The sequence below is a fragment of the Mycobacterium sp. M26 genome (assembly GCF_001494595.1).
In the GTDB taxonomy this organism is placed as follows: domain Bacteria; phylum Actinomycetota; class Actinomycetes; order Mycobacteriales; family Mycobacteriaceae; genus Mycobacterium.
This window is the reverse complement of sequence record NZ_LN929907.1, coordinates 230424-250288: the sequence shown is the minus strand read 5'-3', so window position 1 is coordinate 250288 and position 19865 is coordinate 230424. Positions and strand designations below refer to the sequence as shown.

Below are 19865 nucleotides of genomic sequence, written 5' to 3'. Positions count from 1 at the left end.
GTTCTTCCTGTTCCCGCTGTACGCGATGGCGGACTTCAGCACCCGCAATCTCATCGCGGGTGGCCGCACCCTGGCGGCGTGGAAGAACCTGGTGCAGAACGAGATGCTGTATCAGGCGATCATCGTCTCGCTGCTGCTGGCGGTGTTCACCGTGGTGCTCATGCTGCTGATCCTGGTGCCGACGATGATCTGGGTCCGGTTGCGCGCACCCTGGGGACGGCGGCTGGTGGAGTTCCTGTGCCTGCTGCCGCTGACCATCCCGGCGTTGGTGATCGTGGTCGGGTTGCGCAATGTCTACCTGTGGGTGGTGTACATCTTCGGCGAGTCGGCGCTGACGCTGACGTTCGTCTATGTGGTGCTGGTGCTGCCGTTCGCCTACCGTTCCATCGATGCCGCGCTGTCGTCGATCGACCTGAAAACCCTTGCTGAAGCCGCTCGTTCACTCGGGGCCGGCTGGACCACCACGATCCTGCGGGTCATCGTGCCCAACATCTGGTCGGGCGTGCTGTCGGCGGCGTTCATCTCGATCGCCGTGGTTCTCGGCGAGTACACCATCGCCTCGCTGAGCGGCTACCAGAACCTGCAGGTCGTCATCGTCGCGATCGGCAAGAGTGACGGACCCACGTCGGTGGCGGCTTCGCTCGCCACGCTGCTGTTCGGATTCGCGCTGCTGCTGATCCTGTCGCTGGTGACCCGCGGTCGACATCAGGACGCCACCGTCGGTGCGCCGACCCCGGCGACCACTCGGAAGGGACAGGAATGACCCGCAACGGCGTTGCCGTCGACTTCATCGATGTGACAAGGGTTTACGGCGCGGTGCGGGCCCTCGACGGGCTGACGCTGCACCTGGAGCCGGGGGAGATGGTGGCGCTGCTCGGGCCGTCGGGATGCGGCAAGACCACCGCGCTGCGCATCCTGGCAGGCCTGGACGAGCCCACCTCCGGATCGGTGGCCGTCGACGCCCGCGACATCACCGACGTGCCGCCCAACAAGCGCGATATGGGGATGGTGTTCCAGGCCTACAGCCTGTTCCCGCATCTCACGGTTCTGGACAACGTCGCCTTCGGGCTCAAACTGCGCGGCCGGGACAAGCGGGAGCGCACCGAGCGCGCCGCCGACATGCTGGATCTGGTCGGCCTCGGTGAGCACAAGCAGAAGTACGCCAATCAGCTGTCCGGCGGCCAGCAGCAGCGCGTGGCGCTCGCCCGGGCACTGGCGATCCAACCGCGGGTGCTGCTGCTCGACGAGCCGCTCTCGGCGCTGGACGCCAAGGTCCGTGCCCAACTGCGCGACGAGATCCGCCGCGTGCAACTCGAGGTCGGGACGACGACGTTGTTCGTCACCCACGACCAGGAGGAGGCGCTGGCGGTGGCCGACCGGGTCGGGGTGATGAGCCGCGGCCGCCTGGAGCAGATCGCCGCACCCGCCGAGGTCTACGCCCAGCCCGCGACACCGTTCGTGGCCGAATTCGTCGGCCTCAACAACAGACTCGACACCGAGGTCTCCGGCGACCGCGCCCAGGTGTTGGGCGCCGCGCTGCCCGTCGCGCCGGGCTCGCTGACCGCCGGCCGCGGCGTCGCGCTCGTGCGCCCGGAGTCGGTCACGGTGGTCGCCGACCCGACGGGCAGCGCCCGGGTGACGTCGGTGTCGTTCCTGGGCCCGATCTCACTGGTGCACTGCACGCTGGCTGACGGCACCCGGCTGATCTCGCAGACGGCCAGTGCACTGACCCGGGAGCTGAGTCCCGGCGCACCGATCACGGTCACCGTCGAGCAGTCGGCGGTGCTGGTGGTCGAGTAGCCCGCCCAAAACGAGGTATCCCGGGTGCAGCCCGGAGGTAGCTTGTCGGCATGAGCGAGACGAACTTTGCCGGGGAGGAACGCAGCCGCCTGGAGGCCGAATTGGCCGATCTACGGCGGCGGCGCGATCAGATGCGAGCCGAACTCGAAGGTGACGCCGGCACCGTGGGTGACCGCGGTGACGCCGCCGACGCGCTGCAGCGTGCCGAGGATCTCGCCGGTATCGATGAGCAGATCAGCAGGCTGGCCTGGCTGCTGGCCGGTGGCAATGCCGATGTTCCGGGTCAGCTGCCCAATGGCACCGAGGTCACGCTGCGCTTTCCCGGCGACGAGCCGCTGCGCATGCGGGTGATCAACTACCTGGAAGAGACCCCGGCCGGCCAGGAGGACAGCACGCTGACCGCCGACAGCCCACTCGGTCTGGCCCTGTTCGGGCGGAGCGCCGGGGAGACCATCACCTACTCGACCCCGCGTGGCGAGCTGCAGGTCGAACTGCTCGCCATCGACTTGCCGAAGTAGCCCACCAGCCGTTGCGCCGCCCGTGACACACTCACGACACAACAGTGTCGTGAGTGGAGGTGTGATGCGGGCGATCAGAGTGACCGAGCTGGGCGGTCCGGAGTCGGTGCAGGTGGCAGACGTCGACGAACCGGCTGCTGACGGCGGGATCGTGGTCGACGTGCACGCGGCCGGGGTGGCCTTTCCCGACGCGCTGCTGACCCGCGGCCTCTACCAGTACAAGCCCGAACTGCCCTTCACCCTGGGCGCCGAGATCGCCGGTGTGGTGCGCTCCGCTCCTGACGGTGCCTCGGTGAAGGCCGGTGACCGGGTGGTCGGCCTGACACTGATCACCGGCGCGATGGCCGAGACGGCGGTGCTCACCCCCGAGCGGGCCTTCCCGTTGCCCGACAACGTCAGCTTCGAAGCGGGCGCGGGCCTGCTGTTCAACGACCTGACGGTGTACTTCGCGCTGACCGAGCGGGGCCGGCTGGCCAAGGGCGAGTCGGTGCTCGTGCACGGTGCGGCCGGCGGTATCGGCACCTCCACCCTGCGGCTGGCCCCGGCACTGGGCGCCAGCCGGGTCATCGCCGTCGTGAGCACCGAGGACAAGGCTGAGGTGGCCCGGGCCGCCGGAGCCACCGACGTCGTGCTGGCCGACGGGTTCAAGGACGCCGTCGCCGAACTGACCGGCGGCAAGGGCGTCGACATCGTCATGGACCCGGTCGGCGGCGACCGCTTCACCGACTCGCTGCGCTCCCTGGCGCCCGGTGGACGCCTGCTGGTCGTCGGCTTCACCGGCGGTGAGATCCCGACCGTCAAGGTCAACCGGCTGCTGCTGAACAACATCGACGTCGTCGGCGTCGGCTGGGGCGCCTGGACCATGACGCACCCGGGCGCGCTCGCCGAGCAGTGGGAGGGGCTGGCCGCCCTGCTCACCTCCGGTCAACTGGCCGTCCCCCAACCCGAGGTCTACCCTTTCGAAGAGGCCGCCGCCGCGGTGGCGTCGCTGGAGAACCGCACCGCCAAAGGCAAAGTCGTAGTGCGCGTGCGGGATTGAGGCGCGACCGTGCGTGTCGGTACGCCGACACGCCGCTGTGACGACCGGTTCGCGCACGCTCGGGCGGCTGGGTGATTCGGTTCGGCCAGTGTGGGGTAGTGAAACGTAGATGGAGCTGACGAGCGACCCGGCAGGGGGCAGCCACGTCGAGGACGGCGTGGTGGAACACCCGAGCGCCGAAGACTTCGGCCACGCGCAGGCCTTGCCCGAAGACCGCACCTGGTTCAAGCGCGCGGTGTTCTACGAGGTGCTGGTGCGGGCGTTCTACGACTCCAACGCCGACGGGGTCGGTGACCTGCGCGGGCTGATCGAACAGCTGGACTATCTGCAGTGGCTCGGCGTGGACTGCCTGTGGCTGCCGCCGTTCTACGACTCACCACTGCGCGACGGCGGCTACGACATCCGCGACTTCTACAAGGTGCTGCCCGAGTTCGGCACCGTCGACGATTTCGTCGCGCTACTCGACGCCGCCCACAAGCGCGGCATCCGGATCATCACCGACCTGGTGATGAACCACACCTCCGACTCCCATCCGTGGTTCCAGGAGTCCCGGCGTGACCCCGACGGCCCGTACGGCGATTTCTACGTGTGGAGCGACACCAGCCAGCGCTACACCGACGCCCGCATCATCTTCGTCGACACCGAGGAATCGAACTGGACGTTCGACCCGGTTCGCAAGCAGTTCTACTGGCACCGGTTCTTCTCCCACCAGCCCGACCTGAACTACGACAACCCCGCCGTACAAGAGGCGATGATCGACGTCCTGCGGTTCTGGCTGGACCTCGGCATCGACGGCTTCCGGCTCGACGCGGTGCCCTACCTGTTCGAGCGGGAAGGCACCAACTGCGAGAACCTGCCCGAGACGCACGCCTTTCTCAAGCACTGCCGCAAGGTGATCGACGACGAGTTCCCCGGCCGGGTGCTGCTGGCCGAGGCCAACCAGTGGCCCGCCGACGTCGTCGAGTACTTCGGCGACCCCGCCATGGGCGGCGATGAATGCCATATGGCGTTCCACTTCCCGCTGATGCCGCGCATCTTCATGGCGGTGCGCCGGGAATCCCGCTTCCCGATCTCGGAGATCCTGGCCCAGACCCCCGAGATCCCGGATATGGCCCAGTGGGGCATCTTCCTGCGCAACCACGACGAGCTGACCCTGGAGATGGTCACCGACGACGAGCGCGACTACATGTACGCCGAGTACGCCAAGGACCCCCGGATGAAGGCCAACGTGGGGATCCGGCGACGGTTGGCTCCGCTGCTGGAGAACGACCGCAACCAGACCGAACTGTTCACCGCCCTGCTGCTTTCGCTGCCCGGATCCCCGGTGCTCTACTACGGCGACGAGATCGGGATGGGTGACATCATCTGGCTCGGCGACCGCGACGGCGTGCGCACCCCGATGCAGTGGACCCCGGACCGCAATGCCGGCTTCTCCACCGCCAACCCGGGCCGGCTCTACCTGCCGCCGAACCAGGACCCGATCTACGGGTATCAGTCGGTGAATGTCGAAGCGCAGCGCGACAGTTCGACCTCACTACTGAACTGGACGCGGACCATGCTGGCGGTCCGGCGCCGCTACGACGCCTTCGCCATCGGCACCTTCCGGGAACTGAGCGGCTCCAATCCGTCGGTGCTGACCTACGTTCGTGAACTCGACGGCGGCGACACCGTGCTGTGCGTGAACAACCTGTCCCGCTTCCCCCAGCCGATCGAATTGAATCTGCAGCACTGGAATTCGTACACACCGGTGGAACTGACCGGGCATGTGCCCTTCCCCCGGATCGGTCAGCTGCCCTATCTGCTCACCCTGCCGGGGCACGGTTTCTACTGGTTCCGCCTGTGCCCGCCGGAGGAGAAGCAATGAGTTCGCCGCACGACCTGCCGTGGGCCGACTGGCTGCCCACCCAGCGCTGGTATGCCGGGCGCGGCCGCGAGATCGCCACGGTGCAGCCCGCGGTGGTGGTGGGCCTGCGCGACGCACTCGACCTGATACTGCTCGACGTCTCCTATACCAACGGTAGCTCGGAGCGCTACCAGGTTCTGGTGCAATGGGATTCGGCTCCGGTGTCCGAGTACGGGACGGTCGCGACCATCGGTGCAGCCGGTGACCATACCGGCTATGACGCGCTCTACGACCCGTCGGCGGCCGGCTTCCTGCTTTCGCTGATCGACTCCTCGGCCACCATCGGCACCGTCACCTTCACCCGCGAGCCCGGTGTCGAATTGCCGGTGGATGCCGCACCCCGGGTCTCCGATGCCGAGCAGAGCAACACCAGCGTGGTGTTCGAAGATCAGGCGATCCTCAAGGTGTTCCGGCGGGTGGCCTGCGGGATCAACCCAGACATCGAACTCAACCGCGTGCTGGGTCGAGCCGGAAATGCCCATGTGGCAAGACTTCTCGGCACGATGGACACAGAGGACGACGGGCAGCCCTGCCCGCTGGGGATGGTCGCCGCCTACGCCGCGAACTCCGCGGAAGGCTGGGACATGGCCACGGCCAGCACCCGCGACCTGTACGCCGAGGGCGACCTGTACGCCTACGAGGTCGGCGGGGACTTCGCGGGCGAGGCCTACCGGCTGGGCGAGGCGGTGGCCTCCGTGCACGCCACTCTGGCCGCGGAGCTAGGGACGTCGACCACGGTGTTGCCGATCGAGGTGATGCGCGAACGGCTTTCGACGGCCGCGGCGGCGGTTGCCGAACTGGCCGACTTTGTTCCGGCAATCGAGGAGCGCTACGCCAAACTCGCCGACGAGCCGATCACCGTCCAGCGGGTGCACGGCGACCTGCACCTGGGGCAGGTGCTGCGCACCCCGGAACGCTGGCTGCTGATCGACTTCGAAGGCGAGCCCGGGCAACCGCTTGACGAGCGGCGCAAGCCGGACTCGCCGCTGCGTGACGTCGCGGGGATGCTGCGATCATTCGAGTACGCGGCGTATCAGCAGTTGGTGGACCAGACCGCCGACAGGCAGCTGGCGGCCCGCGCGAAGGAATGGGTCGACCGCAACTGCGCCTCGTTCTGCGATGGATACGCCGCGGAATCCGCAAGCGATCCGCGGGATCAGTCGGCGGTGCTGTCGGCCTACGAACTCGACAAAGCGGTGTACGAGGCGGCCTACGAGGCCCGGCACCGGCCGAGCTGGTTGCACATTCCGCTGCGCTCGATCGCCCGCCTGGTCGGCTAGTTCGGCAGCAGGCGCAGCGCCAGTCGCGGGCAGCGTTTCACCGCGGCCTTGGCGTACTTCAGCGACTCGTCGGGTATCGACGGCTCGCGGGCGGCCTTGCGCGCCAGGGGATATCCCCAGTCATCGCGGGTCAGCACGTCCGGTAGCAGTTCGGTGCACAGCCCCCGGCCGTCGCACCGGGTCCAGTCAATATGCAGTCGCTGTGTCACTGCGGCCACCCTCCTAGCGTTCGTACCTCGCCGTCTCTGTCGACGAGCCGAGCCGGAACCTTGAGGCTCGCAATCCATTCCGGGGCACGGTGTCCGCGGATGACCGCCGCGGTGCTGATCGTGTTCGCCGCCAGACATGTACCCGCCACGACGCTGACGGTGCGCCACACCGGCTCGGCGGAGCGGCCGGTGCGCGGATCGACGATGTGGTGGACCAGATCGCCGTCGCGCCACCACCGCCGGCGCTGGGTGCTCGAGGTTGCCAGGCCGGTGTCGCTACCCAGCGACACCTGCGCGACCGGATCGTCGTCGGTGTCGGACACCAGCACCTGCCAGCCCCCTTCGGGCGCTGGCCCGGCGGTGGCGATGTCACCCCCGAGGTTGACCAGAACACCGCTTCCGGTGTGCTCGAGCACCGCCTGCGCGCAGCGGTCCGCGGCCACGGCCTTCGCGGTGGCGCCCAGGTCCAGCACCACTCCGGCCGGCAGCGTGACGGTGTGGCCGTCGAACTGCACCATCGACCAGGTCGCCGGCCGCGCGATCGACGTCACGCGGGGCTCCCCGATGTCGTCGATGTCGCGGTCATAGCCCAGCGCGATCAGTGCCGACCCGACGGTCGGGTCCACGTCGCCGTCAGTGCAGCGCGCCGCGTCCAGGGCAGCGCTGATCAACTCCGCACACAGCGGGCTCACCTCGGTCGGGGCGCCGCCCGCGGCGGCCAGCAGGCTGATCTCCGAGTCCGGTCGGAACCGGGAGGCCGCCAGTTCGACGGCATCCAATTCGGCGTCGACCAGCGCCCGGGCCTGCGGCAAGGCGGCAGCGTCGGCGACCAGCAGATGCATCTCCGTGCTCCACCGCTGCCACTGCGACTGGCCGGGTCCGGCCAGCGTCCACGCCGTCATGGTCCCAGCGTGCGGGGTCGTTCTTTGAGCGCTGTAAGAATCGCCATTGCGGGCGGTATGCCCCGCTGGCGTGGCACTCTCGACAGCGTGTCAGAGCACGGGCCCAGACTGCTGGTCGTCGAGGACGACCGCGTGCTCAGCGCCATGCTCGCCGACCTGTTCACCGACGAGGGCTACCGCGTCGAGACCGCCTACGACGGGCAGCAGGGTATGCACCGCGGCTTGTCCGGGGACTTCGACGCCCTGATCGTCGACCGCGGTCTGCCCGTCATGGACGGCGCCGATCTGGTCGCCCTGCTGCGCTCTCGTGGGATCACCACACCGGCGCTGATCCTCACCGCACGCGGAGCGGTCGACGACCGGGTCGAAGGCCTCGACGCTGGCGCACAGGACTACCTGGTCAAGCCGTTCGAGATCCCCGAACTGCTGGCGCGGGTGCGGGCGCTGCTGCGGCGAACCGACACCACCGCCACGATCAGCGCCGGTGGCCTGCTGCTCGACCGGGTCACCCGCCGGGTCACCGGCGCGACCCCCGACGGCTTCGACGTCGAACTCTCCGAGCGGGAGGCCTCGCTGCTGGCCACCCTGATGGCCGCCCCCAAGCGGGTGTTCAGCCGCACCCAACTGCTCGACACGGTCTTCGACGGCGCCGAGTCCGGCGGTGCCGTCGACCTCTATGTGCACTATGTGCGCCGCAAGCTGGGCAAACAGGTGATCCGCACCGTGCACGGCACCGGCTATCGATTCGGGCTGGGGTGATCGTGCGCGCCAAGGACACCAGCGCACCGCCCAGCGATCTGGCGGTGGTCAAACGCGCGGGACGGCTGGCCGCCTTCCAGGCTTCGGCCGCGCTGGCTCTGGTTCTGCTTCTGGTCGGCGGCGTGGTGTTCGCGGTGTACGTCCGAACCCAGCGGCGTGAGATTGACGAGCGGTTGCAGACCGTCGCGATGGCGGCCGACGACACCGACGACCCGCCACCGGACATGGAACTGGCCATGCGCCCCGTGAACGGCGCCGAGTCGTTCAGCGATGGCGGCCAGCCCGGTGTGGCGCTGCTGACCGGCCCGGCGGGGTTCCGCGACCTGCATGCCGAAGGCCGGCACTTCCGGGCCCTGGCAGTGGATCGCCCGCAGGGCCGGGTGGTCGCGATGATCGACCTGGCGCCGTATCAGGCCGGGCGCGGCCGGCTGCTCATCTCCCTGGCGTTCGCGGAACTGGTCGGCATCCTGGCCTCGATCGCGGTAGTCGCCCTGTTCACCCGACGCTCGGTACAACCGCTGGCACAGGCCCTGGCGCTGCAGCGCCGGTTCGTTGCCGACGCCTCCCACGAGCTGCGCGCACCGCTGACCGTCCTGCACACCAGAGCCCAGCTGCTGGCGCACCGGGTGGGCACCGCCGACCCGCAGACCGTGCAGAAGGACGCCGACGCGCTGGTTGCCGACACCCGGGTGCTCGGCGATATCGTCGAGGACCTGCTCGCGTCAGCCACCATGACAGCCGGGCCCCCACTGCGCGACCGGGTGGACATCGCCGCCGTCGCCGCCGCGGTCAGCGACAGCATGGCGCCGTACGCGGATTCACTGGGCGTCACGCTGAACTGCGAAAAGGGCGGCACCGCAGGAACATTCGAGGTGCTCGGCTCGGAGGCCGCGCTGCGCCGGGCGGTGACCGCGCTGGTCGACAACGCGTTGGGGCATCAGCACCGGGGCGGGACGGTGCAGATCCGGGTGGGCCGGGACGGCGAGACGGTGACGGCCGCGGTGGCCGACGACGGTGTGGGTATCAGCACCGGGGCGGGACGGTGCAGATCCGGGTGGGCCGGGACGGCGAGACGGTGACGGCCGCGGTGGCCGACGACGGTGTGGGTATCGACGCCGAAACCATGGCGACCCTGTTCACCCGGTTCTCGCACGGCGCCGAGCACACCACCAGGGAGGGGCGGGAGTCCTACGGGATCGGGCTGGCCCTGGTGCGCGAGATCGCCCACGCCCATGGCGGGGAGGTCACCGTGGCGTCGACGCCCGGGCAGGGAGCGACGTTCACGCTGACGCTGCCGGCCGCGCGCTGACGGCTTCTGAGCCAACGCCGCGCCACGCTGTCGGTCCCGCGGTTTACGGTGGTGTCGATGGCCCTGCACGTACACCGCGCCGAACGCACCGATGTGCTCGCCGACGGCCTCGGCGCGCTGCTGGCCACCCCGCAACCCGACCCGTTCGCCGAGGAACTGGTGGTGGTCCCCGCCCGCGGGGTGGAACGGTGGCTGTCGCAGCGTTTGTCGCATGTGCTGGGTCGCGGCGCGGGCGCCGACGGCATCTGCGCGGGGGTGTCGTTCCGCACCCCCGGGTCGCTCATCGCCGAGATCACCGGCACCCGCGACGAGGATCCCTGGTCCCCGGATGCCCTGGCGTGGCCGCTGCTCGAGATCGTCGACACCCATCTCGACGAACCCTGGTGCCGCACCCTGGCCACCCACCTCGGCCACTTCGACACCGGCGAAGAGAAGGAACTGCGGCAGGGTCGCCGCTACGCGGTCGCCCGCCGGTTGGCCGGCCTGTTCGCGTCCTATGCCCGCCAGCGCCCCCGCCTGCTCGCCGGCTGGCTCGACGGCACGGTGGTCGACCTGGACTCCGACCTGCAGTGGCAGCCCCACCTGTGGCGTGCGCTGGTCGACGCACTGGCCATCGACCCTCCTCACGTGCGGCATGCGAAAACTGTTGTGCAGCTCCAAGAGTCAGGCGCCGAACTGCCTGCGCGGTTGTCATTGTTCGGCTACACGCGGCTGGCGAGCACCGACATCGAGCTCATCGAAGCGCTGGCCACCCACCATGAGGTGCACCTGTGGCTTCCGCACCCGAGCGCGGACCTGTGGACCGCGCTGGCCGGGGTGCACGGCACCATCCCGCGCGCCGAGGATCTGACCCACCGACGCGTCAACCACCCCCTGCTGGCCACGCTCGGCCGGGATCTTCGTGAGCTCCAGCGCAGCCTGCCCACCACCGTCGCCTCCGACGAATTCCTCGGCAGCGCCGGATATCCGGACACCCTGCTCGGCTGGTTGCAGTCCGACATCGCCGCCAATCAGGTTCGCCCGCAGGGCAGGTCGCTGTCCGAGGGGGACCGGTCGGTGCAGGTGCACAGCTGCCACGGCCCGGCCCGGCAGATCGACGTGCTGCGCGAAGTGCTGCTCGGACTGCTGGCCGACGACCCGACCCTGGAGCCGCGCGACATCCTGGTGATGTGCCCCGATATCGAGACCTACGCGGCGCTCATCATCGCCGACTTCGGCCTCGGTGAGGTGGTACCCGGCGCGCATCCGGCCCACCGGCTGCGGGTGCGGTTGGCCGATCGTTCGCTGGTGCAGACCAATCCGCTGCTGGCGGTGGCCGCCCAATTGCTCGCACTGGCCGCAGGCCGCGTCACCGCCACCGAGGTGCTCAACATCGCCCAGGCCGCGCCGGTGCGGGCCCGATTCGGGTTCACCGACGATGACCTGGAGAACATCACCCGCTGGGTGCAACAGGCCAATATCCGCTGGGGTCTGGACAAGGACCACCGTGCCCCCTACGGCATCCCGTTCATCCAGAACACCTGGCGGTTCGGCATCGACCGGGTGCTGGCCGGGGTGGCGATGTCGCAGGATTCGCAGGCCTGGCTCGACGTCACGCTGCCCCTCGACGACGTCGGCAGCAACAGCGTGGAGCTGGCCGGGCGGCTGGCCGAGTTCGTCACCCGACTGCAGCGAGTGCTCGAGTCACTCAGCGGCACAAGGCCATTGGCGGACTGGCTCGCCGCACTGGACCAGGGAATCGGGTGGCTCACCCGCACGTCCGGTGACGACGCCTGGCAGAGCAGCCAGCTGCAACGCGAGTTCGGTGACGTAATCGCCACCGCAGGCCCCCGGGCGGCCACACCGATGCGGCTGCCGGATATCACCGCCTTGCTGCGCCGGCACCTCGCCGGGCGCCCCACCCGGGCCAACTTCCGCACCGGCACCCTCACGGTGTGCACCATGGTCCCGATGCGCTCGGTTCCGCATCGCGTGGTGTGCCTGGTGGGTCTCGACGACACCGTGTTCCCGCGCATCGGGGTGCGCGACGGGGACGACGCCCTGGCCCGTAACCCGATGACCGGTGAGCGCGATGTCCGCTCCGAAGACCGCCAACTGCTGCTCGATGCGATCTGCTCGGCCACCGAGAAACTGGTGGTCACCTACACCGGGGCCAACGAATACTCCGGCCACCCGCGCCCGCCTGCCGTCCCGCTCGCCGAACTGCTCGACGCCCTCGATCGCACTACCGAGGCGCCGGTAGGTAACGACATCATCGTGCACCATCCGTTGCAGCCCTTTGATATCCGCAACGTCACGCCCGGCGCGCTGGGCGTACCCGACAAGCCGTTTACCTTCGACACCACCGCGATGAACGCCGCGACCGTGACCGCGCAACCGCGGCCCGAACAACCCGACCTGCTGGCCGAGCCCTTGCCGCCACCGGCGCCTGACGACGTGACTCTGCCCGAGCTGATGAGGTTCTTCGCCAACCCCGTCAAGGGTTTCTTCACCGCGCTGGACTTCACCCTGCCGTGGGAGGTCGAGGGCGTCGAGGATGCCATGCCGGTCGAAATCGACAACCTGCAGGAGTGGACGGTGGGCCAGCGACTGCTCACCGACATGCTCAGCGGAATGGATCCGGAACGGGCCGGTCAAGCCGAATGGCGCCGGGGGTCCCTTCCGCCCGGCCGGCTCGGCTGGCGCAAGGCCAACGAATTGCGCGACCAGGCAACCGAACTCGCCAGAGCTGCGCTGTCGCAGCGCACCGGGGCGCCGCAGGCCTACGACGTCGATATCGACCTCGGCGGCGGCCGTCGCCTCACCGGCACCGTCTCCCCGGTCTACGGCAGCCAGCTGGTCGAGGTCACCTATTCCAAGCTCGACGCCCAGCACCTGCTGCGGGCGTGGATCCCGCTGCTCGCCCTGTCGGCGGCACGGCCCGGCACGTGGTCAGCGATCTGCATCGGCAGGCAGCGCCGGCGCATCGGTGCCGCACAACGGGTGCTCGGGGCTCCGCAGCAGGATCCCGTCGCCGTGCTGCGCGACCTCGTCGCCATCTACGACGCCGGGCGACGCGAGCCGATTCCCCTGCCCATCAAGACATCTCACGCCTGGGCAGCCGCCCGCCTCAGCCGGCAGGATCCGCGCGGCGAGGCGATGGGCAAGTGGCGCTACGAGCGCGAGGATCCCGCCGTCGAACGGATCTGGGGCCGCGAGCCCGATCTCGAGGTGCTGCTGAGCCCGCCCGGCCCGGGGGAGGACGCCGAGGGGGAGACCACCCGGCTCGGCGCCTTCGCCGCCCGCCTGTGGGGTCCGCTGCTGGCCGCCGAGGACGGTGCCTGATGCGGGAATTCGACCTGCTCGGCCCGCTGCCCGAGCAGCGATCCACCACGGTGCTGGAAGCCAGCGCCGGAACCGGAAAGACCTTCACCCTGGCCGGTCTGGTTACCCGCTATATCGCCGAGGGGCACGCCACCCTGGACCAGATGCTGCTCATCACGTTCGGCCGGGCAGCCACCCAGGAACTGCGGGAGCGGGTCCGCCGCGCCCTGCACGACGCCTTGGGCGCCTTCGACGATCCGGCCACCGCGACCGGCAAGCCGCTCCTGGAGGCGCTGATCGCGGGAGACCCGGCCGACCTCGCCGCCCGCCGGGATCGGCTGCGTGACGCGCTGGCGTCTTTCGACGCCGCGACCATCGCCACCACCCACCAGTTCTGCAACCTGGTGCTCAAATCACTGGGTGTGGCCGGGGACAGCGACAGCGGAGTAACGCTGGCCGAGAGCCTGGACGAGCTGGTCTCGGAGATCGTCGATGACCTCTACCTGCGCCACTTCGGGCAGGAACGCGAGGACCCGCCCCTGACCAGAGCCGAGGCGCTGACCTTGGCCCGCGAAGTCGTCGCCAACCCGGAAACCGAACTGCGCCCGCTCAATCCGCCACCGGGGTCCGAGCCCGCCATCCGGGTGGGCTTCGGCAAGGACGTGCTGGCCGAGTTGGAGCGGCGCAAACGCCGACGCGGCGTCCTCAGCTACGACGATCTGCTCAGCAGACTCGCCGACGCCCTGGACACCCCCGACTCGCCCGCGGCAACCAGGATGCACCAACGCTGGTCGGTGGTCATGGTCGACGAATTCCAGGACACCGACCCCGTGCAGTGGCAGGTCATCGAGCGGGCCTTCAGCGGCCGCTCCACCCTCATCCTGATCGGCGACCCGAAGCAGGCCATCTACGCCTTCCGCGGCGGCGACATCTTCACCTACCTGCACGCGGCCAAGACGGCGGGTGACCGGCTCACCCTCGGGAAGAACTACCGCAGCGACGCCGCACTGGTCGAGCGGCTACAGCGGGTGCTGCGCGGCGCCGAACTCGGCGACCCCGACATCAAGGTTCTCGAGGTCACCCCGCACCACCACGGTCATCGGCTCGCCGGCGCACCGTTCAACGATCCGGTCCGGCTACGGGTGGTGTCGCGAGAGACCTTCAGGCTCAGCGGAACCCGCACGATCAAGATGGATGCACTGCGCTCGCACATCGCCCGCGACCTGGCTGCCGACGTCAGCGGCCTGCTGGGCAGCCGAGCCACGTTCGACGGCGAACGGCTGCAGGCCCATCAGATCGCAGTGATCACCGAGAGCCACCTGGATGCCCGCGCATGTTTCGATGCGCTGGTCGAGGCTGGTGTGCCCGCGGTGTACACCGGTGACACCGATGTGTTGCGCTCGCCGGCCGCCGACGACTGGCTGTGCCTGCTGGAGGCGTTCGACCAGCTGCACCGGCCCGGCCTGGTGCGGGCGGCCGCAGCCACCATGTTCTTCGGAAAGACTGCCGAAGACCTTGCCGCGGGCGGCGATACGCTCACCGACGAGGTCTCCGACACCCTGCGCCAGTGGGCCGACCACGCCAGGGAAGCGGGCGTGGCGGCGGTGTTCGAGGCCGCCCAACGAGCCGGGATGGGCAAGCGCGTGCTGTCCTGGGCCGGCGGTGAACGCAATATGACCGACCTCGCCCACGTGACCGAGGTGCTGCACGATGTCGCCCACCGCGAACACCTGAGCCTGACCGCCCTGCGGGACTGGCTACGCACCCAGCGCGACGAACGCAGCAGCGCACCGGAGCGCAACCGGCGGCTGGACAGTGACTCCGCGGCCGTGCAGATCATGACCGTCTGGGTCAGCAAGGGTCTGCAATTCCCGGTGGTCTACCTGCCTTTCACGTTCAATCGCCATGTCCGCAAACACGATGTCGTCCGCTTCCACGACGCCGAGCGGCGCTGCCTGCACATCGGTGGCGAAACCAGTCCGGACCTGGCCGCCGCCCAGGCGCAGGGCCGTCGCGAGGCGGCCGGTGAGGAGACCCGGCTGACCTACGTCGCGATGACGCGCGCCCAGTCTCAGGTGGTGGCCTGGTGGGCACCGTCCTGGGATGAGCCCAACGGCGGACTGTCGCGACTGTTGCGAGGCCGCCGGCCGGGCCAGGCGGCCGTTCCGGACCGCTGTGATCCGGAAAAGATCGACGACGCCGACGCGATGGCGCTGCTGCGGCAGTGGGAGGAGGTCGGCGGGCTGGTGATCGAGGAGTCCCGGATCGCCCCGGTGGTGGAGCTGACCGCGAATCAACCACGAGATGACCTGGGCGTCCGGCACTTTCACCGCGCCATCGACACCACCTGGCGCCGCACGTCGTATTCCGGGTTGATCCGTGCGGCCGAGACGCCCGGGGTGAGCAGCGAACCGGAGGTGGTCGGTCTCGACGACGAATCGGTCGATGTCACCGTCACCACCCCAGCGGCTGGGCTCGACGTTCCCTCGCCGATGGCTGACCTCCCGACCGGCGCCACCTTCGGCAGCCTGGTGCATGCGGTCCTGGAGACCGCCGACCCGCTGGCCACCGACCTCGCCGCCGAACTGCAGCGCCAGATCGAGCGGCACGCGGTGTGGTGGCCGGTGGAGGTCCCCACTGCCAACCTGGCCGAGGCGCTGGTGCCGATGCACGACACCCCGCTCGGACCGCTGGCCGACAACCTCACGCTGCGCCAGATCGGCCTGCGGGACCGGTTGTGCGAGATGGACTTTGAGTTCCCGCTCGCCGGTGGCGACCTTCGCGAGGCGGTACCCGATATCCGGTTGTCCGCCGTCGGCGACCTGCTACGCCGGCATCTGCCGGCCGATGATCCCCTGGTGACCTATGCCGATCGACTGTCCGGTGACGGGCTGGGTAACCAGTCGCTGCGGGGTTACCTGTCGGGATCGGTCGACGCCGTGCTGCGCATCCCGGACGGCGGTGGGCACCGCTATCTGGTGGTGGACTACAAGACCAACTGGCTCGGTGACGGCAACCTGCCGCTGACGGCGGCCGACTACGGCCGGGCCCGGATGGCCGAAGCCATGATGCATTCCGACTATCCCTTGCAGGCGCTGCTGTACAGCGTTGTGCTGCATCGGTTTCTGCGCTGGCGCCAGCCCGGTTACGACCCGCGGCGCCATCTGGGTGGCGTGCTGTACCTGTTCGTCCGCGGAATGTGCGGTGCCGATACGCCGGTGACCGACGGTCACCCCGCCGGGGTGTTCAGCTGGCAACCGCCCGCGGCGCTGGTGGTCGCTCTGTCCGATCTGCTCGACGGCGGGCAGGTGGCGGCATGACGATCGACGATATCGACACCGCGAATTGGCGGTACGCCGCCGGCGCCACCGGGACGCTGCAGGCCTTCAACGCCGTCGATGTGATCGAGGCCGCCGATGTGCTTGTCGCCCAGCGGTTGACAACGCTGGCCGGTGAGACCGACGAGACCGTGGCGCTGGCCGTCGCGTTTGTGGTCCGCGCGGTAAGGGCCGGTTCGGTGTGTGTCGACCTCCACGCGATACAGGCTCAGGTGGACCGTCCCGACCTGGACTGGCCTGAGCCGGCGCAGTGGCTGGCCGCCGTCGCGGCCAGCCCGCTGCTCGGAAGTCCGCCGGTAATGCACCTCGAGGACGGACTGCTGTACTTCGACCGCTATTGGCTCGAGGAACGCCAGGTCGCTGCCGACATCGTGACGCTGGCCACCACCGAACACGGCGCCGACAAGCCAGATACCACAAGGCTTTTCCCGGCACCGTTCGCCGAGCAGCGGGTGGCGGCCGAGATCGCGCTATCGCGGGGCCTGACCGTGCTGACCGGTGGCCCGGGAACCGGCAAGACCACTACGGTCGCCCGCCTCCTCGCCCTGCTGGCTGAACAGGCCGACGACGGCAGCCGGCGACTGCGGATCGCGCTGGCCGCGCCCACCGGTAAGGCGGCCGCCCGCCTGCAGGAGGCCGTCCAGATCGAGGTCGACAAACTCGATGAGGTGGACCGGGCCCGGCTGCCGGACCTGCGGGCGACCACGCTGCACCGGCTGCTGGGCTCGCGGCCGGACACCTCGTCGCGGTTCCGCCACCACCGCGACAACCGGCTACCGCACGACGTCATCGTGGTCGACGAGACATCGATGGTGTCGCTGACCATGATGGCCAGGCTCGTGGAGGCGGTGCGCCCCGACTCCCGGCTGGTGCTCGTGGGCGATCCCGACCAGTTGGCGTCGGTCGACGCCGGTGCGGTGTTGGCCGATCTGGTCGACGGGCTCAGCGCACGCGGTGACACCCCGGTGGCCACCCTCGTCACCTCGCACCGCTTCGGTGCGTCGATCGGTGCACTGGCGCAGGCCATCCGCGAGGGCGACGCCGACCAGGCGGTGGCCGTGCTGCGCGCCGGGGGCGAGCACATCGAGTGGGTGGACACCGAGGAGCCCACCGCCGCGCTGCGCTCGGTGCTGGTGCCCCACGCGCTGCGGCTGCGGGAGGCCGCGGTGCTCGGCAACGGGCAGGTGGCGCTGGCCACCGTCGACGAACACCGACTGTTGTGCGCACACCGGCGCGGCCCGTTCGGGGTGGCCTACTGGAACCGGCAGGTCGAACGCTGGCTGGCTGAGGTGACCGACACCCCGCCGTGGGCCACCTGGTATGCGGGTCGCCCGCTCCTGGTCACCGCCAACGACTACGGCCTCGGTCTCTACAACGGGGACACCGGGGTGACGGTGCTACGTGACGGTGTGCTGCGCGCGGTGCTGCCGGGCGGCCCGGTGCCGCTCGAATTCGCCACCAGCCGCCTCGCCGACGTCGAGACCATGCATGCGATGACCATCCACAAGAGCCAGGGCAGCCAGGCCGCTGAGGTGACCGTGCTGCTGCCCGAGGAGGATTCGCGGCTGCTGACCCGTGAGCTGCTCTACACGGCGATCACCCGGGCCCGAACCAAGGTGCGGGTGGTCGGCACCGCCGCACAGCTGCGCGCCGCGATCGAGCGCCGCGCCGTGCGCGCCAGCGGGCTGAGCCGGCGATTGCGCGGGCCGGGTACGCCTAGCTAGCCGGTTCCAGAATCGGGGCGGCGGGCCGGCTGAAACGCTCCAGCTGCACCGGGGGGCCGTCGGCCGGCGGCGGTGGCATCACCAGGGTCAGCCCGTCGATCACCCGCAGCACGTTATGGGTCTGCCGGTCGAAGTTCAATGTGCCGTGCTGGAAGTTCTGCACGATCCATTCCGGTTCCTGGATCTCGCCGCTGGTGGGCAGCCCCAGTGCGCCGCGCTCGTAGCCCAGGGAAGCCCATGCCTCGTAGATCGCCCCGGTGAGCGGCTGGGCGTCACTGGCCGGTGACCAGTAGATCGCGCCGTGCTCGAAGGTCGCGTAACGCGCGTCGCCGTCGCCGGCGGCCTCCGGACTGGTCGGGGCGCCGAGCGGACCGTCCTTGCCGCCCATGGCTTCCCAGCGCGCGAAGATCGCGCCGCCGCGTAGCGAGTCGACCAGATCGGGCGGCCGGTTGAACCGGGCGGCGATATCGCGGATCGCTGGCAGCGCGGCATAGCCGGCGTTGCCGGGACATTCGGTGTTGCCGACGTCGCGGTGGGCGAAGATCGTCGGCAAGGTGGGGGTGGCTCCGGCCGGGAAGTAGGTGTACTCACCACCGGCCGACGTCAATTGCACCGTGCCCAAGGGGTTTACCCGGTCCAGGCCCATCCGCCAGCCGAGCAGACGGCCGACGGTGCGAACCATGATGTCGTCGGGTGGGGTGTCCTCGAAGTCGCCGATCATCGACACGCCCCAGACGTCCCGGTTGAAACCGCCGGTGTGCGAACCCAGGACGTCCTTGGTGATTCCGCCCGCCCGGCCCTCGAACACCTGGCCGTACTTGTCCACCAGGGCGTTGTAGGCGATGTCGCACCAGCCCAGCGTGCGGGTGTGGTAGGCGTAGATCGATCGTACGATCGCGGCCGAATCCTCCGGTGCGTAGTCGTTGCTGCCTGCGGTGTGGTGCACCACCGCGGCGCGGATGCCACCGCCGTATGACGGTGCGCCGCAGCGCATGTGGTCATCGGCACCCCATTGGGCGCGGCTGATGATGTTGGGCGGCTGACCCGGACCCAATGCCGCGGTCGGCGGGTTCCACTGGGCATCGACGGGCGCCTTCGGCGGGGTGATCAGAACGGCCGAGATGTTCTGTGAGAAAGGCTGTTCCACGTTGGCCGGGATATAGCCGAGTTCCTTGCCGGCATCCAGGCCGTGCTCAGGGGGAGCGGTGGTGACCGGTGCGCCCTTGGGCCTGCTGACCGCGATCTGGACCGCGGTGGTGGTGCCGACGAATACCGGATCGGTACCGCGCGGTCCGCCGCCCTGGGAGTCGTCGGCGTTGGACTCCAGCGTGTCGGCCTTGTACCAGGGTCCCCAGCTGCCGTCGGTGCGCTTGGCCCGGATCTCGGCCGTCGTTCCGGTCAGGTCGGTGCCGGTGAGCGCCACCATCGAGAAGGGGGTGGACTGGCTGATCTCACGGATCGTCTGCCCGCCGCCGAGTCCGGTCAACGGCTGCTGGTTGAGCAGGGTGTCAGCCGCGCTGGGCCCGTCCTTGTGTTCGGTGCCGGGTACCCCGGTGATCGCCCACGGCAGTATGACGACGGTCGCCGCCAGCGCGGTGAACAGAATCGTCGGCCTGGGTCGTCGGGACGGCACACAGCGATGTTACGTATGTGCTATCTGATGCCAGTGTTCCGACACGGACCAGTGTGAAGAAAGTGATGATTGAGTCCTGCAACGGCACCGCAGGGGCCTCTCCGGGTGCACAGACCTTCCGGTCGGCCCCACCCTGCGGTGCCGTTCC

15 protein-coding genes are annotated in these 19865 nt (G+C 69.4%); 12 read left to right on the top strand and 3 right to left on the bottom strand.

Annotated elements, in window-relative coordinates; translation table 11 throughout:
- The first annotated feature begins 25 nt into the window (after nucleotides 1–25).
- The 6 genes from BN3385_RS01205 (at nucleotide 26) to BN3385_RS01180 (ending at nucleotide 6540) form a co-directional block, all read left to right on the top strand.
- Nucleotides 26–763, top strand: a complete 738-nt coding sequence (locus BN3385_RS01205; RefSeq protein ID WP_502688047.1) for an ABC transporter permease — start codon at nucleotides 26–28, stop codon at nucleotides 761–763.
- On the top strand, nucleotides 760–1800 hold the full coding sequence (locus BN3385_RS01200) for an ABC transporter ATP-binding protein (protein ID WP_059014312.1): 1041 nt from the start codon (nucleotides 760–762) through the stop codon (nucleotides 1798–1800). The genes BN3385_RS01205 and BN3385_RS01200 overlap by 4 nt, the downstream gene beginning before the upstream one ends.
- Nucleotides 1801–1850: 50 nt before the next feature.
- Nucleotides 1851–2318, top strand: coding sequence for a GreA/GreB family elongation factor (locus BN3385_RS01195; protein ID WP_059014310.1), 468 nt, complete (start codon nucleotides 1851–1853; stop codon nucleotides 2316–2318).
- 64 nt (nucleotides 2319–2382) lie between these two features.
- On the top strand, nucleotides 2383–3357 hold the full coding sequence (locus BN3385_RS01190) for an NADPH:quinone oxidoreductase family protein (RefSeq protein WP_059014309.1): 975 nt from the start codon (nucleotides 2383–2385) through the stop codon (nucleotides 3355–3357).
- A 109-nt stretch (nucleotides 3358–3466) separates the two neighbouring features.
- Nucleotides 3467–5221, top strand: coding sequence for a maltose alpha-D-glucosyltransferase (gene treS, locus BN3385_RS01185; protein WP_059014307.1), 1755 nt, complete (start codon nucleotides 3467–3469; stop codon nucleotides 5219–5221).
- Complete coding sequence (locus tag BN3385_RS01180) at nucleotides 5218–6540, top strand: maltokinase N-terminal cap-like domain-containing protein (protein ID WP_059014304.1); 1323 nt, start codon at nucleotides 5218–5220, stop codon at nucleotides 6538–6540. The genes treS and BN3385_RS01180 overlap by 4 nt, the downstream gene beginning before the upstream one ends.
- On the opposite strand, the gene BN3385_RS01175 is transcribed toward BN3385_RS01180, so the two are convergent.
- Nucleotides 6537–6749, bottom strand: coding sequence for a ferredoxin (locus tag BN3385_RS01175; RefSeq protein WP_059016262.1), 213 nt, complete (start codon nucleotides 6747–6749; stop codon nucleotides 6537–6539). The two genes, BN3385_RS01180 and BN3385_RS01175, sit on opposite strands and share 4 nt — an antisense overlap.
- Entirely contained in the window at nucleotides 6746–7651 is a 906-nt protein-coding gene (locus tag BN3385_RS01170; protein ID WP_059014302.1) for an FAD:protein FMN transferase, read from the bottom strand. The genes BN3385_RS01175 and BN3385_RS01170 overlap by 4 nt, the downstream gene beginning before the upstream one ends.
- An 87-nt stretch (nucleotides 7652–7738) precedes the next feature.
- Here BN3385_RS01170 and BN3385_RS01165 point away from each other — a divergent pair, with 87 nt between their 5' ends.
- From BN3385_RS01165 to recD, 6 genes are read left to right on the top strand one after another with little or no spacing between them, the layout of a single operon-like run.
- A complete protein-coding gene (locus BN3385_RS01165) occupies nucleotides 7739–8410 on the top strand; it encodes a response regulator transcription factor (protein ID WP_231748608.1) in 672 nt (223 codons plus the stop codon).
- 2 nt (nucleotides 8411–8412) lie between these two features.
- Nucleotides 8413–9489, top strand: a complete 1077-nt coding sequence (locus BN3385_RS01160) for a sensor histidine kinase (protein WP_231748607.1) — start codon at nucleotides 8413–8415, stop codon at nucleotides 9487–9489.
- Nucleotides 9453–9719, top strand: coding sequence for a sensor histidine kinase (locus BN3385_RS28805; protein ID WP_231748606.1), 267 nt, complete (start codon nucleotides 9453–9455; stop codon nucleotides 9717–9719). Before BN3385_RS01160 ends, BN3385_RS28805 begins: the two co-directional genes overlap by 37 nt.
- Nucleotides 9720–9776: 57 nt before the next feature.
- Entirely contained in the window at nucleotides 9777–13043 is a 3267-nt protein-coding gene (gene recC / locus BN3385_RS01155; RefSeq protein WP_059016261.1) for an exodeoxyribonuclease V subunit gamma, read from the top strand.
- Nucleotides 13043–16342 carry an exodeoxyribonuclease V subunit beta gene (recB, locus tag BN3385_RS01150; RefSeq protein ID WP_059014298.1) on the top strand — a complete coding sequence of 1100 codons (3300 nt, stop codon included), beginning with the start codon at nucleotides 13043–13045 and terminating at the stop codon, nucleotides 16340–16342. The genes recC and recB overlap by 1 nt, the downstream gene beginning before the upstream one ends.
- Entirely contained in the window at nucleotides 16339–18084 is a 1746-nt protein-coding gene (recD, locus tag BN3385_RS01145; protein WP_059014296.1) for an exodeoxyribonuclease V subunit alpha, read from the top strand. Before recB ends, recD begins: the two co-directional genes overlap by 4 nt.
- Here recD and BN3385_RS01140 read toward each other — a convergent pair.
- Entirely contained in the window at nucleotides 18077–19717 is a 1641-nt protein-coding gene (locus tag BN3385_RS01140) for an N-acetylmuramoyl-L-alanine amidase (RefSeq protein ID WP_059014295.1), read from the bottom strand. The genes recD and BN3385_RS01140 overlap by 8 nt on opposite strands.
- Nucleotides 19718–19865 lie beyond the last annotated feature (148 nt).